A 13,018-nucleotide genomic window follows, 5' to 3' on the forward strand; every position below is an offset into this window, starting at 1 on the left:
GCAACTTACGCACGTTCTGAGGCCCGAATGTGCACTGGACGGACAAGTGCGTGTGTGTCGGCACACCTTGACCGTATTAGGGCATGATATAACATTTATTATCCTGAGTGACAGGTTTGGGCGGTCGCGCGACCGATCGCGGGATGGGTCGGCAAAACGGGGGTAAAGATGTTCTCAATCGAGCAAGCGCTGGAAGCGTACTTCGACAATAGCGGTGGCACCAATCCGGACGGGACACATGGCGTCCAGTATGGCGGCACGGGCCAGACCGGAACCATCACCGGCAATCCGACTGGCGGTTCGGGAAGCGGCAGCGCCAATGATGGCGGCACGGGCCAGGCCGGATGGGAAGTCGTCCCGGACGATCAGGGGCGCACATACATGACGGACAGCCACGGAAACAAGTGGATAGTCTACGAGGATGGTCACATATGGCTCGATCCTTCGGCAGGCGTCATCCAGACCCAAGACAATCCTAGTTACTATTATTATGTGGGTCCAGATTGGAACTATGATAATGGCACACATAATTTCGACTATGATGATGAGGTCGATCCCATCCTGCCGCATCTTACTCCTGACTTTCTAGACCTGGAGTATCAAAGGGTTCACAACTATATTCCCGACGATCACATTCCCCCCGCCCTTCAACCGACAGACGACGGAACGACGGTCCAGAAGGGACTCCTCGTCGTTCCGCACTGGCAGGACCAGCAGCAACAGCATTATGTCGTTATCACAACACTGCTCGGCACCGACGGCAACGATGTCATCTCGGGCGGCGGTCTGCTGGCAGGCGGTGCCGGCAATGATACGCTCAACGGCGGCTCCGGCGACGATATGCTCAATGGCGGCACCGGCAATGACCGCCTCGATGGCGGGGCAGGTAACGACGTTCTCGACGGCGGCACGGGTGCCGACACCATGGCCGGCGGTGCCGGCGATGATACCTACTATGTCGACAGCGTGAACGATGTGGTGTTCGAACTCGGCAACGAGGGCACCGACACCGTGCACTCGACGGTCGACTTCAACATCGCCGCCTGGGCGATCGAGAACGTCATCCTCGACGGCTCCGGCAATGTGAACATCGTTGCCAATTGCTACAATAACGTGCTCACCGGCAACAGCGGCAACAACCTCATCCTGGCGGCGGAGGGCAACGACACCGTCACGGGCGGGGCCGGCAACGACAGCCTCAACGGTGGTGACGGCAACGACTCGCTGATGGGTGGCGACGGCAACGATGCGATCTATGGCGGGGCCGGCAATGACATCGTCTATGGCGGTGCCGGCGCGGACATGCTCAGCGGCGGCGACGGCAACGACACCTTGAGCTATTTCGATGCCCAAGGTGGCGTGACGGTGAAGCTGTGGGCGAACAGCGTCTCCGGCGATATCGCGCAAGGTGACACCATCTCCGGCTTCGAGAATGTCAGTGGCGGTTCAGGCGGCGATTGGCTTGAGGGCGATAACAACGACAACGTGCTCGACGGCTGCGGTGGCGGCGATCTGCTGATCGGCTTTGGCGGCAACGATCTGCTGCTTGGCCGGGAAGGCAACGACACGCTGATCGCCGACTGGGGTACCGATATCCTGGAGGGCGGTTCAGGCAACGATCTGTTTGCGATCTGGGCGACGACGCAGCATGCGATCCTCAACGACTTCAAGCATGGCGAGGATCACATTCAGCTCTCGACCAGCCTGTTCAAGGACTTCGCGGCGATCAAGGCCGGGGCGGTGCAGCAGGGCGACGATGTGCTGATTGCCCGGCAGGGGCTCGACATTCTGCTCAAGCATGTGCAGCTGTCGGCGCTCGCCGCCTCCGACTTCCAGTTCGTGTAAGCGGAACATGCGTCGCCGGAACAGGCGACACTGAAGCGAAGAAAGGCGCGACCGGAAGGCCGCGCCTTTTTATTGGAAAAGAAGAAAGTGCTCCTGGGCGAGCCGTTAAAAGGCCTAGTGTCAGGCCGCCTCTTCCGTCTTTCCGAGGCGCTTGTCGAGATACTGATCCACGGAGACCATCAACTCGTCGATCTTGCCGTCGAAGAAGTGGTTGGCTCCCTCGACAACCGCGTGTTCGAGCTTGACGCCCTTTTGCGTCTTCACCTTTTCGATGACGCTGACCACGTCTTTCACCGGTGCGACCCGGTCCTCCGAGCCGTGCACGAACAGGCCGGAGGACGGGCAGGGTGCGAGGAACGAGAAGTCGTAGCGGTTCGCCATGGCGGCGATGGAGATGAAGCCTTCGATCTCAGGACGGCGCATGAGGAGCTGCATACCGATCCAGGCGCCGAAGGAGACGCCGGCAATCCAGCAGGCGCGGGCATCCGGATTCATCGCCTGGGCCCAGTCGAGGGCAGCGGCGGCGTCCGAGAGCTCGCCCTGGCCGTGGTCGAACGCGCCCTGGCTGCGTCCGACACCGCGGAAGTTGAACCGCAGTACCGAGAAGCCCCGATTCAGGAAATCGTAGTACAAGTTGTACACGATCTGGTTGTTCATCGTGCCGCCGAATTGCGGATGCGGATGAAGCACGATGGCAATGGGGGCGCCTTTTTGCTTCGCTTGCTGGTACCGACCCTCGATGCGGCCGGCGGGCCCCGTGAAGACGACTTCAGGCATGAATACGAACCTCTCAACCGACCTCTCGTCTAACGAGGGCGAAAGTGCTGCAGCCTTGACTTCAGGCCCCTGACTTCGGTAAAGTCTTAGAACTGTTCTAAATTGTAATTGTGTTCTCTTTGCCGCCCAGGGCGTCAGCCAGCCGGGCATAACTTAAGAGAATGTGGTTGCGGTGCTTTAGCATGGCAACCAGGGGCAATTGCAAGACATTCGTGCATTCGGCGGTCGGGATGGCAGCGGATAGACGCATTTACCTTGATTATAACGCAACGTCACCGGTCCGCCCTGATGTCGCGGACGAGGTGTTGCGCGCGCTCCAGCTTCCCGGAAATGCCTCTTCCGTGCATTCCGAGGGACGGGCCGCTCGGGCCGAAATCGAGCGCGCGCGCGAGAAGGTCGCGGGCCTCGTCGGGGCGCGGCCCAAGAATGTTATCTTCACCAGCGGTGGGACCGAGGCCAGCAACATGGTCCTCTCGCCGTCATTCCACCGCCTCGGCGAGCCTGCCTCCACCATCCTTCTGATCGGGGCAACCGAGCATCCGTGCGGGCTGAGCGGTCACCGCTTTTCCGTGGGCGCGGTGGAGACCATTCCCGTCGACGCCTCGGGCCTTGTCGACCTCGACTGGCTGAGCCGCCGACTGGAGGGCGCCGACGCGAACCGGATTCTGGTCACCGTTCAGCTTGCCAATAACGAAACCGGTGTCATCCAGCCAATCCAAGAGATTGCTGCCCTCGTGCATCGCCATGGTGGCCTTATCCACACGGATGCGGTTCAGGCTGCGGGTAAGATTGCCGTCGATATGGCCGCACTCGGCGTCGATGCTCTGACGCTTTCAGCCCATAAGATCGGCGGACCGAAGGGAATCGGCGCTTTGATCCTTGCCTCGGATCAGCTTGAGATCGCCGACCGGCTGATCCGCGGCGGAGGACAGGAGAAGGGCCATCGGGCCGGAACCGAGAACCTGCCGGCCATTGTGGGTTTCGGGAAGGCCGCCGAACTGGCCCGCGCAGAGCTTGAGCGCGAGAGTGCGCGGCTCTCCACCCTTCGCGACGAGGCGCAGGTCCGGCTTCGGCAGGTCGCGCCCGACGTTTCGATCATCGCCGAAGAGATTGGACGGTTGCCCAATACCTTTGCTTTTGCGATACCCGGCCTGAAGGCCGAAACCGCATTGATCGCCTTCGACCTGGAGGGAATTGCCCTGTCTTCCGGCTCGGCTTGCTCCTCCGGCAAGGTCAGACGGTCGCATGTTCTTGAGGCCATGGGGGTCGATCCGGCCTTGGCCGAAGGTGCGTTGCGAGTCAGTTTGGGGTGGAAGACCGTAAAAGAGGACGTGATCTGCTTCGCGGAAGCGTGCGAAAGGGTGGTCAGCACCCTATATAAGCGGAGGGCAAGCGCAGCCTGACCGGCGACGCTTGCATTTCCATGTCATCAACCCGCGGCCCTTGAAGCCGTGAGAGGTGGGAGAGACAAATGCCTGCAGTGCAGGAGACGATCGATCAAGTCCGGTTGATCGATGTCGATCAGTACAAGTACGGCTTCGAGACCGAAGTCGAGATGGAAAAGGCTCCGAAGGGGCTGTCCGAGGACGTCATTCGCTTTATCTCGGCCAAGAAGGGCGAGCCGGAGTGGATGCTCCAATGGCGCCTCGATGCCTACAAGCGCTGGCTCACCATGAAAGAGCCGACCTGGGCACGGGTCTCGTACGACAAGATCGATTACAACGATATTTATTACTACGCCGCGCCGAAGAACAATCCGGCGCCGAAGTCGCTCGACGAGGTCGATCCCGAGATTCTCAAGACCTATGAGAAGCTCGGTATTCCGCTGCGCGAGCAGGAGATCCTGGCCGGCGTCGAGCCGCGGAACCGGGTGGCGGTGGACGCGGTGTTCGATTCGGTCTCCGTCGCCACGACCTTCAAGGAGGAGCTGAAGAAGGCCGGCGTGATCTTCATGCCGATCTCCGAGGCAATCCGCGAATATCCGGATCTGGTCCGCCAGTATCTCGGCTCCGTGGTCCCGGTGACGGACAACTACTTCGCGACGCTGAACTCGGCCGTCTTCACGGACGGATCCTTCGTCTATGTGCCGCCGGGCGTCCGCTGCCCGATGGAGCTGTCGACCTATTTCCGGATCAACGAGAAGAATACCGGCCAGTTCGAACGGACCCTCATCATCGCCGACAAGGGCTCCTACGTTTCCTATCTCGAAGGCTGCACGGCTCCGAAGCGTGACGAAAATCAGCTTCACGCTGCCGTGGTGGAGCTGATTGCTCTCGACGATGCCGAGATCAAGTATTCCACGGTCCAGAACTGGTATCCGGGCGATGCCGAGGGCCGAGGCGGAATCTACAATTTCGTGACCAAGCGCGGCGATTGCCGAGGCAAGAACTCGGTCATCACCTGGACACAGGTGGAGACCGGCTCGGCCATCACCTGGAAATATCCGTCCTGCATCCTCCGTGGCGACAATTCCCGCGGCGAGTTCTACTCGATTGCGGTGTCGAACGGCATGCAGCAGGTCGATTCCGGCACCAAGATGATCCATCTGGGCAAGAACACCACGAGCCGGATCATCTCGAAGGGCATTGCCGCCGGCAGGTCGGAGAACACCTATCGCGGCCTTGTCTCGGCTCATCGCAAGGCGACCGGCGCGCGCAACTTTACGAACTGCGATTCGCTCCTGATCGGCAACCAATGCGGTGCGCACACGGTGCCCTACATCGAGTCGAAGAACGCAAGCGCCGTGTTCGAGCACGAGGCGACAACGTCCAAGATCTCCGAAGACCAGATGTTCTATTGCCAGCAGCGCGGCCTCTCGGAGGAGGAAGCGACGGCCCTGATCGTCAACGGCTTCGTGAAGGACGTGCTGCAGCAGCTTCCCATGGAGTTCGCTGTCGAGGCGCAAAAGCTGATCTCGATCTCGCTCGAAGGCTCGGTCGGTTAATCGACAACCTTGTGGTGTCATCCCGGCCGAAGCGCAGCGAAGAGCCGGGATCGCTGAAACCAGTTCAATTCGGATGATGATCCCGGGTCTCGCTATGCTCACCCGGGATGACGTGGATGGAATTCTACAATGCTCGAAATCAAGAACCTCGTGGTCCAGATCGAGGACAAGCGAATCCTCAATGGCCTCGATCTCACCGTCAACAATGGCGAAGTCGCTGCCATCATGGGGCCGAACGGCTCCGGCAAGTCGACCCTGTCCTACGTGATCGCTGGCAAGGAGGATTATGAAGTCCTCGACGGCGAAATCCTCCTCGACGGTCAGAACCTGCTCGAGATGGAGCCAGACCAGCGTGCGGCTGCAGGCGTGTTCCTGGCCTTTCAATACCCGCTGGAGATCCCGGGCGTCGCCTCGATGACCTTCCTCAAGGCCGCCATGAACGCTCAGCGCAAGGCACGCGGCGACGCGGAGCTGACCATGCCCGACTTCATCAAGCGCGTGAACGCAGCCGCGACGCAGCTCGAGATCCCGAAGGACATGCTCAAGCGCGCCCTCAATGTCGGCTTCTCCGGCGGTGAGAAGAAGCGCATGGAGATTCTCCAGATGGCGCTGCTCCAGCCGACATTCTGCATCCTGGACGAGACGGATTCCGGCCTCGATATCGACGCGCTGCGCATCGTTTCCGAGGGCGTGAATGCCCTCCGCTCGCCGGATCGCTCCTTCCTCGTCATCACCCATTATCAGCGCCTGCTCAACCACATCGTGCCGGATACCGTGCACGTGATGTCGGCTGGACGCATCGTGAAGTCCGGCGGCAAGGAATTGGCGCTCGAGCTCGAGGCAAACGGCTATGCCGATTACCGGGAAAGCGAGGCCGCCTGACATGGCCGAAGTCACTCTCATGAAGACTCCGGCCGAGACCGGCTTGGCGCAGGCATTCGAAGGCGCCAAGGCTCTTTTGCCGGGGAATGCAGAATCGCGCGCCCAGGCCTTCGAGCAGTTCAATCTCCGTGGCCTGCCGCATCGGCGTGTCGAGGAGTTCAAGTATACGGACCTGCGCTCTCTCATGCGCGAGGCCGCTCCGTTCGCCGCAAAGCCGTCGGGCGAGGAGGCGAGGGCAGCCTTGGCCAATGCCAAGGCGCTTGCAGGCGTGTCTGCGCTCCAAGTGCCTTTCGTCAACGGTCACTTCGTTCGTGACGCGGTGCGCTTCGAGTCGTTGCCGGAAGGCGTCGAGGTCGTTCCGCTCGCGGAGGCGCTGGCCTCAGGACATGACTGGCTTGCGCACTTAAGCCCGATACCTTGGGCTTCGGACAACCCGGTCTATCAGCTCAATACCTCGTTCATGGCGGATGGGGTGATGCTGCGGATCACTGGCCCGGTCGAGACGCCGGTCCACCTGCGCTTCGTGACATCCAGTGCCTCTGCCGTTGCAACCGCGACGCGCGTGCTGGTCCTGGTGGAGGATGGTGCATCCGTGACGCTTCTTGAAAGCCACGAGAGCAGCAACGGCGCAGGGCACCAGCCGAACGATGTGGTCGAGATCATTGCCGGCGACGAGACCGATGTGCGCCACATTCGGATGAACGTCGAAGGCGATCAGGCTTTGGCCCTTTCGACGCTGGCGGTGAAGATGGGCACGGAGGCCCGGCTCACCAGCGTCAATCTGGTGGCTGGCGCTGCCGTCTCTCGCCATCAGGTCTTCGGCCTGTTCAACGGCGAGAATGCGAAGGCGCAGATCAACGGTGCCACGATGATCAAGGGGCGCCAGCATGCGGATTCGACACTCGTCGTCGAGCACGGTGCTCCCCACTGCGAGAGCCGAGAGCTCTTTAAGACCGTCATCGATGACGAAGCGACTGGCGTCTTCCAAGGCAAGATCATCGTTCCGCATCACGCTCAGAAGACCGACGGTCGCATGATGTCGGCCGCGATTCTTCTGGCCGAAGGCGGCGCCATGAACAACAAGCCGGAGCTTGAGATCTTTGCTGACGATGTGCAGTGCGCCCACGGCGCCACCTGCGGTCAGCTCGACGAGGATCTGCTGTTCTATCTCATGGCCCGCGGCTTGCCGAAGAAGGAAGCCGAGAGCCTTCTCGTCCAAGCCTTCCTCGGCGAAGCGGTCGAGTTCGTCGACAACGAACCCGTGCGCGAGGCCCTTGTAGCCGCCATCGAGGAATGGCTGCGGACACGCTCGTAAGAATCGATGCGTCATGGCCGGGCTCGTCCCGGCCATCCACGTCTTTCTGCGCCCCAGCATTGCCAGGGCGTGGATGCTCGGCACAGGGCCGGGCATGACGACGGAGAAATGGTGAGACGATGAACGCACCTGTAAAGCCCTACGACGTCGAGGCCATTCGGGCTCAGTTTCCGATCCTGTCGAGCCAAGTTTACGGCAAGCCGCTCGTCTATCTCGACAATGCGGCCTCGGCGCAGAAGCCGCGGGCAGTGATCGACGCCATGGTCAATACCATGGAGACCGGCTACTCCAACGTTCACCGCGGCCTCCATTTCATGGCGAATGCGGCGACCGAGTCGTTCGAGCGGGCGCGCGAGACCGTACGGAGCTTCCTCAATGCTGGGTCGGTAGACGAGATCGTCTTCACCAAATCGGCGACCGAAGCCTACAATCTCGTGGCCGATTCCTTCGGACGGATGGCGATCGGGGAGGGGGACGAAATCATCCTCTCCATCATGGAGCATCATTCCAATATCGTGCCGTGGCACTTCCTGCGTGAGCGCAAGGGAGCGGTCATCCGCTGGGCACCGGTCGATGACGAGGGCAATTTCCTTCTCGACGAGTACGAGAAACTCTTTTCACCGCGCACCAAGATCGTCGCCATCACGCATATGTCCAACGTGCTCGGCACAGTCACGCCCATGAAGGACATCATCCGGATCGCCCATGCCCACGGGGTGCCAGTGCTGGTGGATGGCGCGCAGGGTGCTGTCCATCTCGATGTGGATGTCCGCGACCTTGATGCGGATTTCTATGTCATGACCGGCCATAAGGTCTACGGGCCGACAGGCATCGGCGTGCTCTACGGCAAGAAGGAGCTTCTGATGCAGATGCCGCCCTACCAGGGCGGTGGCGAGATGATCCGCGAGGTTCGTCGCGACAGCATCACCTACAACGATCCCCCGCACCGTTTCGAGGCCGGAACGCCGGCGATCGTCGAGGCCGTGGGCCTGGATGCAGCTCTTCGCTTTATGATGGAGCTCGGCCGTGACCGGATCCGGGCTCATGAGGCTGCCCTCTCGGATTATGCCCATCAGAAGCTCGGGGCCATCAACTCACTTCGGATCTATGGGCGAGCCAAAGGCAAGGGAGCCATCATTGCCTTTGACATGAAGGGCGCCCACGCCCACGATATCGCCACGGTGATCGACCGCCAGGGCGTTGCCGTTAGGGCAGGGACCCATTGCGCCATGCCCCTGCTCGAACGCTTCGGGGCGACTGCGACCTGCCGCGCGTCATTCGGGCTCTACAACACTCTGGAAGAAGTCGATAAACTGGCCGAAGCCCTGCAGAAGGCCGAAACCCTGTTCGCGTGAGGATTGCCTGTGAACGACCTGACCCCGATCAACGATGCGCCGAACGCGCCGCAGGTGAACCCCAGCGCTGGACTCCCGCCGGAAGAGCTCGACCGTATGACGGACGACATCGTGGCGGCTCTCAAGACGGTTTACGATCCTGAAATCCCGGCGGATATCTACGAACTGGGCCTCATTTATCGGGTCGAGATCGATGACAACCGGAACGTCACGATTGACATGACCTTGACGGCACCCGGCTGTCCCGTCGCCGGCGAAATGCCGGGCTGGGTCGAGAATGCGGTGGCGACCGTGCAGGGTGTCCAGGCCGTGACCGTCAACATGGTCTTCGATCCGCCGTGGGACCAGAGCCGTATGTCGGACGAGGCGCGCGTCGCTCTCGACATGTGGTAGGTGCCGGCCGCTGGCTACCTGTCTGCCGGCGAGGCAAGCTGTTTCCTGAAATAGACGACGCGTTCGGTCTCCTCAAATCCGAGGCGCTCGTGCATCGCGTGCGATACCGTATTGCCAAGATCGGCATCGGAGGCGAATTCGCTGCACCCGCGCTCCATGGCCCACGCTTCCGCCGCCTTGACCAGGAGACGGGCGATACCGCCTCGCCGCCAATTGCGGTCGACATAGATCCCCTCAAGGAAGGCGACGGGGGAGGAAACGCAGCCGTTCACATAGTCGCGGCGCAGCGCAACCTCGACAAAGCCCGCCGTTCTTGATCCATCCGCCAGGGCGAGCAGCACGACCGCATCACTGGAGGGAGTCAGCAGGAACTCCTCCGCTTCGCGATGATGGTCCTCTCGGCTCGATTCGGGCCAGAGCGCCGCTCGGAGGCGCGTCCAATCTTCGAGAAGCGAGATGTCGGCAGTCACGATCCGGACGGCATCATTCTTGCTCATGCGACAGCGGTTCCCCTTATCTGATGGGCTTATTGCCTAGATTGGAATTCGGCACGGACCGTCAACCACAATGGTATGGCGGAGGGATAAATCTCGACGTTCAGGCTTCCATCTCCTATTTATATGGAAATGGACTCGTTCTGCCCGGGCCTTGAACCCGGACGCCAGGAGAGAAATTCAATGGCTTTACCGGGATTCAAGGTCGTCACCTTGACCGATGCGGCGGCAAGCCGCGTCAAAGACATCATCGCCAGGGCTGACCGGCCGATCGTCGGCGTGCGCGTGGGCGTCAAGAACGGCGGCTGTGCCGGGATGTCCTACACCATGGAATATGCGGACAGCATCTCGCCACTCGACGAGGTTGTGGAGGACAAAGGCGTCACGGTCCTGATCGACCCTAAGGCCGTGCTGTTCCTCCTTGGAACCGAAATGGACTTCCAGACCACGAAGCTGGCATCGCAGTTCGTCTTCAATAATCCCAACCAGACCTCGGCCTGCGGCTGCGGCGAATCTGTCGCGATCACGCCGGCGACTCCTGACAGGTTCCAGCCCGCCGAGTGATTCTTCCATGGATGCGGAAGCCATCAGCGATGTATTCCGGGCGCTTGGCCCTATCAGGATCCGCCGGATGTTCGGCGGACAGGGCATCTATCGGGGCGAGGTGATGTTCGCCCTAGAGGCCGGCGGCGAGCTCTATTTGAAGACCGATGTTGAGACCGTGCCGGTTTTCCAGGAGCTCAATTCGAGACCCTTTACTTACGAAAGCCGCGACGGGCGAACGACGGTGATGAGCTATTGGCTCATGCCGGAATCCGCCATGGAGGACGAGGACGAAGCGCAACGTCTCGGCAGCCTGGCCCTGGAGGCGGCCTACCGGACTCGTGCCGCTAAGCCTGCCAGGAAGCGCTCCCGGAGAGCGTCGGCTTAGCTCTTCTTTACGGCCTCGATCCACGCCGCAAAGCTCTGCATGAACTTCGCGAGGAAGGCGCGTGTGTTGTCGTTCGTCAGCTTCCCCTGGTCATCGAGGAGCTGGGTAACATTGCCGACATAGGCCTCAGGCTGCTGCATCGCCGGGATATTCAAGAAGACGAGTGACTGTCGCAGGTGATGATTGGCGCCAAAACCGCCGATGGCACCGGGCGAGACGCTGACGACCGCACCGGGCTTTCCGTCCCAGGCACTCTGGCCGTACGGCCGCGATCCCACATCCAAAGCATTCTTCAGACCTCCCGGAATCGAGCGGTTGTATTCGGGTGTCACGAACAGGACTGCGTCTGCGGCTGCAACCGTCCGTCGGAACTCGCGGTACGATTCAGGCGGATTGCTTTCGTCATCTTGATTGTAGAGGGGAAGCTGGCCGATCTCGACAAAGCTGAGCGACATCCCTTCAGGAGCAAGCTCCACGAGGGCCTTAGCGATCTTGCGCGTAAACGATTCCTTGCGAAGGCTTCCGACGAAGACGGCGACATTCCGAGCCATGACAACTTCCTGATGAGACATCCGATACGTCGCAGCCGTTGGAGAGCGGCTACGACCGCTGTACTTGTCAGGAGGATTGTGCCGCGCGTCTGCTCTTTGGCAAGTCGACCTATTTCGGTTTCTTCACCGGAGCGGGCCGCAAGAGGAACGCGGGGACATGATCGCCGAGGCCAACCACTGGCTCATCCGTGTCTTGGTCCCTTCGGCTGCGGCCGCGGTCCCGATCCCTTTGGGGGGCTCTTTCTGGAGCTCGGTCGCGGCGAGGAGCTTTCTCTTCGCGGACTTCGATGTCCTGAACGGTTGCCTCTTCGGTCGTCCTGACGCTTCCTTTGCCGCCGCGCGAACGCTCCGAGCCTCCACGTCCACGCCGGGCGGATGTTTTGCCTGCGGAAGGGGGACGTTCGGCGAGGCTCGGACCTTCCCATTCGATCGGCTGCCCGATCAACTTTTCGATGGCCGCCAGAGATTTCTCGTCACCTGGCCTGACGAGTGTGAAGGAATAGCCTGTCCGCCCTGCGCGTCCAGTGCGGCCGATGCGATGGACATAATCCTCCGCGTGATGTGGCACATCATAGTTGAAGACGTGGCTCACCGCCGGAATGTCGAGGCCCCGCGCAGCCACGTCGCTTGCCACGAGAAGGGGCGTATCGCCGCTACGGAAGCCATCGAGGGCAGCCATGCGGGCGCGCTGATCCATGTCGCCATGAAGGGCCGCAACGTTGAAGCCATGCTTCTGCAAGGATCGATGGAGCACTGCCACATCGCGCTTGCGGTTGCAGAAGACGATCGCGTTCTTGAGATCCGTGGCGCCACGGATGAGCTCCCGCAGGGTCTCGCGTTTCTCGTAATCCTGCGATCCCGTGGCCACCAGGCGCTGGGTGATCGTGGTGGCTGTCGAGGCCGCACGGGCGACTTCGACCTTCACCGGGTTATGAAGGAAAGCATCCGCAAGACGCTGGATCTCGGGCGGCATGGTCGCCGAGAAGAACAGGGTCTGACGGGTGAAGGGGACCAGCTTTACGATACGCTCGATGTCGGGGATGAAGCCCATATCGAGCATCCGGTCGGCTTCGTCGATGACGAGGAGCTCGACGCCCGTCAGCAGGAGCTTGCCACGCTCGAAATGGTCGAGCAGGCGGCCTGGGGTTGCGATCAACACGTCGACGCCGCGAGTGATCTTGGCGTCCTGATCACCGAAGGAAACGCCTCCGATCAGCAATGCGACCGACAGCTTGTGGTTGGCTCCGTAGCGGTCGAAATTCTCTTCCACCTGCGCTGCCAGCTCGCGGGTCGGCTCGAGGATCAGGGTCCTGGGCATCCTGGCGCGGGCTCGTCCGCTCTCGAGAAGCGTCAGCATCGGCAAAGTAAAGGCCGCTGTCTTGCCTGTGCCCGTCTGAGCGATGCCAAGCACGTCCCGGCGCGCCAGCACATGCGGAATGGCCTGGGCCTGGATCGGAGTCGGCTCGGTATAGCCGGAGGCGGCGACCGCCTGTTGAACTTTCTCGCTAAGTCCGAGTTCGGCAAACGACAT

The 13,018-nt window shown here is 61.2% G+C and carries 13 protein-coding genes; 9 read left to right on the forward strand and 4 right to left on the reverse strand.

The window, feature by feature from the left end:
* Positions 1–168: 168 nt before the first annotated feature.
* Positions 169–1,845 (forward strand): calcium-binding protein, encoded by a 1,677-nt coding sequence (locus K9B37_RS24755; protein ID WP_305072118.1) that lies wholly within the window; start codon positions 169–171, stop codon positions 1,843–1,845.
* Positions 1,846–1,965: 120 nt separating this feature from the next.
* Here the strand turns inward: K9B37_RS24755 and K9B37_RS01285 are convergent, their stop codons facing one another.
* The gene (locus K9B37_RS01285) at positions 1,966–2,622 is read right to left on the reverse strand and encodes an alpha/beta hydrolase (RefSeq protein ID WP_224310981.1); all 657 of its coding nucleotides are present in this window, start codon (positions 2,620–2,622) and stop codon (positions 1,966–1,968) included.
* A 230-nt stretch (positions 2,623–2,852) separates the two neighbouring features.
* On the opposite strand from K9B37_RS01285, the gene K9B37_RS01290 reads away from it, so the two are divergent.
* From K9B37_RS01290 to K9B37_RS01315, 6 genes are all read left to right on the forward strand, one after another.
* The gene (locus K9B37_RS01290; RefSeq protein ID WP_224310982.1) at positions 2,853–4,025 is read left to right on the forward strand and encodes a cysteine desulfurase family protein; all 1,173 of its coding nucleotides are present in this window, start codon (positions 2,853–2,855) and stop codon (positions 4,023–4,025) included.
* Positions 4,026–4,093: 68 nt separating this feature from the next.
* Positions 4,094–5,566, forward strand: coding sequence for a Fe-S cluster assembly protein SufB (gene sufB, locus K9B37_RS01295; RefSeq protein ID WP_224310983.1), 1,473 nt, complete (start codon positions 4,094–4,096; stop codon positions 5,564–5,566).
* A gap of 129 nt (positions 5,567–5,695) precedes the next feature.
* Complete coding sequence (sufC, locus tag K9B37_RS01300) at positions 5,696–6,448, forward strand: Fe-S cluster assembly ATPase SufC (protein WP_224310984.1); 753 nt, start codon at positions 5,696–5,698, stop codon at positions 6,446–6,448.
* A gap of 1 nt (position 6,449) precedes the next feature.
* On the forward strand, positions 6,450–7,763 hold the full coding sequence (sufD, locus tag K9B37_RS01305) for a Fe-S cluster assembly protein SufD (RefSeq protein WP_224310985.1): 1,314 nt from the start codon (positions 6,450–6,452) through the stop codon (positions 7,761–7,763).
* Positions 7,764–7,882: 119 nt separating this feature from the next.
* Positions 7,883–9,118: a cysteine desulfurase gene (locus tag K9B37_RS01310; RefSeq protein ID WP_224310986.1), complete on the forward strand. Its 1,236-nt coding sequence runs from the start codon at positions 7,883–7,885 to the stop codon at positions 9,116–9,118.
* Between the two features lie 96 nt (positions 9,119–9,214).
* Positions 9,215–9,511 carry an SUF system Fe-S cluster assembly protein gene (locus K9B37_RS01315; RefSeq protein ID WP_224311190.1) on the forward strand — a complete coding sequence of 99 codons (297 nt, stop codon included), beginning with the start codon at positions 9,215–9,217 and terminating at the stop codon, positions 9,509–9,511.
* Between the two features lie 14 nt (positions 9,512–9,525).
* Here K9B37_RS01315 and aac(6') read toward each other — a convergent pair whose 3' ends face one another.
* On the reverse strand, positions 9,526–10,008 hold the full coding sequence (gene aac(6'), locus K9B37_RS01320) for an aminoglycoside 6'-N-acetyltransferase (RefSeq protein WP_224310987.1): 483 nt from the start codon (positions 10,006–10,008) through the stop codon (positions 9,526–9,528).
* 180 nt (positions 10,009–10,188) lie between these two features.
* Between aac(6') and K9B37_RS01325 the strand changes: the two genes are divergently transcribed.
* Complete coding sequence (locus K9B37_RS01325) at positions 10,189–10,569, forward strand: HesB/IscA family protein (RefSeq protein ID WP_224310988.1); 381 nt, start codon at positions 10,189–10,191, stop codon at positions 10,567–10,569.
* A gap of 7 nt (positions 10,570–10,576) precedes the next feature.
* Positions 10,577–10,936: a TfoX/Sxy family protein gene (locus K9B37_RS01330; RefSeq protein ID WP_224310989.1), complete on the forward strand. Its 360-nt coding sequence runs from the start codon at positions 10,577–10,579 to the stop codon at positions 10,934–10,936.
* Here K9B37_RS01330 and K9B37_RS01335 read toward each other — a convergent pair.
* Both K9B37_RS01335 and K9B37_RS01340 read right to left on the reverse strand, forming a co-directional pair.
* A complete protein-coding gene (locus K9B37_RS01335; RefSeq protein WP_224310990.1) occupies positions 10,933–11,487 on the reverse strand; it encodes an NADPH-dependent FMN reductase in 555 nt (184 codons plus the stop codon). The genes K9B37_RS01330 and K9B37_RS01335 overlap by 4 nt on opposite strands.
* 109 nt (positions 11,488–11,596) lie before the next feature.
* Positions 11,597–13,018, reverse strand: coding sequence for a DEAD/DEAH box helicase (locus tag K9B37_RS01340; protein WP_224310991.1), 1,422 nt, complete (start codon positions 13,016–13,018; stop codon positions 11,597–11,599).

This window comes from Microvirga puerhi, assembly GCF_020089865.1.
GTDB classification, from domain to species: Bacteria; Pseudomonadota; Alphaproteobacteria; order Rhizobiales; family Beijerinckiaceae; genus Microvirga; species Microvirga puerhi.

Excerpts from the sequence above, each read along its gene's own strand:
- K9B37_RS24755 (WP_305072118.1), top strand. The coding sequence starts at position 169 with ATGTTCTCAATCGAGCAAGCGCTGGAAGCGTACTTCGACAATAGCGGT.
- K9B37_RS01285 (WP_224310981.1), bottom strand. The coding sequence starts at position 2,622 with ATGCCTGAAGTCGTCTTCACGGGGCCCGCCGGCCGCATCGAGGGTCGG.
- K9B37_RS01290 (WP_224310982.1), top strand. The coding sequence starts at position 2,853 with ATGGCAGCGGATAGACGCATTTACCTTGATTATAACGCAACGTCACCG.
- sufB (WP_224310983.1), top strand. The coding sequence starts at position 4,094 with ATGCCTGCAGTGCAGGAGACGATCGATCAAGTCCGGTTGATCGATGTC.
- sufC (WP_224310984.1), top strand. The coding sequence starts at position 5,696 with ATGCTCGAAATCAAGAACCTCGTGGTCCAGATCGAGGACAAGCGAATC.
- sufD (WP_224310985.1), top strand. The coding sequence starts at position 6,450 with ATGGCCGAAGTCACTCTCATGAAGACTCCGGCCGAGACCGGCTTGGCG.
- K9B37_RS01310 (WP_224310986.1), top strand. The coding sequence starts at position 7,883 with ATGAACGCACCTGTAAAGCCCTACGACGTCGAGGCCATTCGGGCTCAG.
- K9B37_RS01315 (WP_224311190.1), top strand. The coding sequence starts at position 9,215 with ATGACGGACGACATCGTGGCGGCTCTCAAGACGGTTTACGATCCTGAA.
- K9B37_RS01325 (WP_224310988.1), top strand. The coding sequence starts at position 10,189 with ATGGCTTTACCGGGATTCAAGGTCGTCACCTTGACCGATGCGGCGGCA.
- K9B37_RS01330 (WP_224310989.1), top strand. The coding sequence starts at position 10,577 with ATGGATGCGGAAGCCATCAGCGATGTATTCCGGGCGCTTGGCCCTATC.
- K9B37_RS01335 (WP_224310990.1), bottom strand. The coding sequence starts at position 11,487 with ATGGCTCGGAATGTCGCCGTCTTCGTCGGAAGCCTTCGCAAGGAATCG.
- K9B37_RS01340 (WP_224310991.1), bottom strand. The coding sequence starts at position 13,018 with ATGTCGTTTGCCGAACTCGGACTTAGCGAGAAAGTTCAACAGGCGGTC.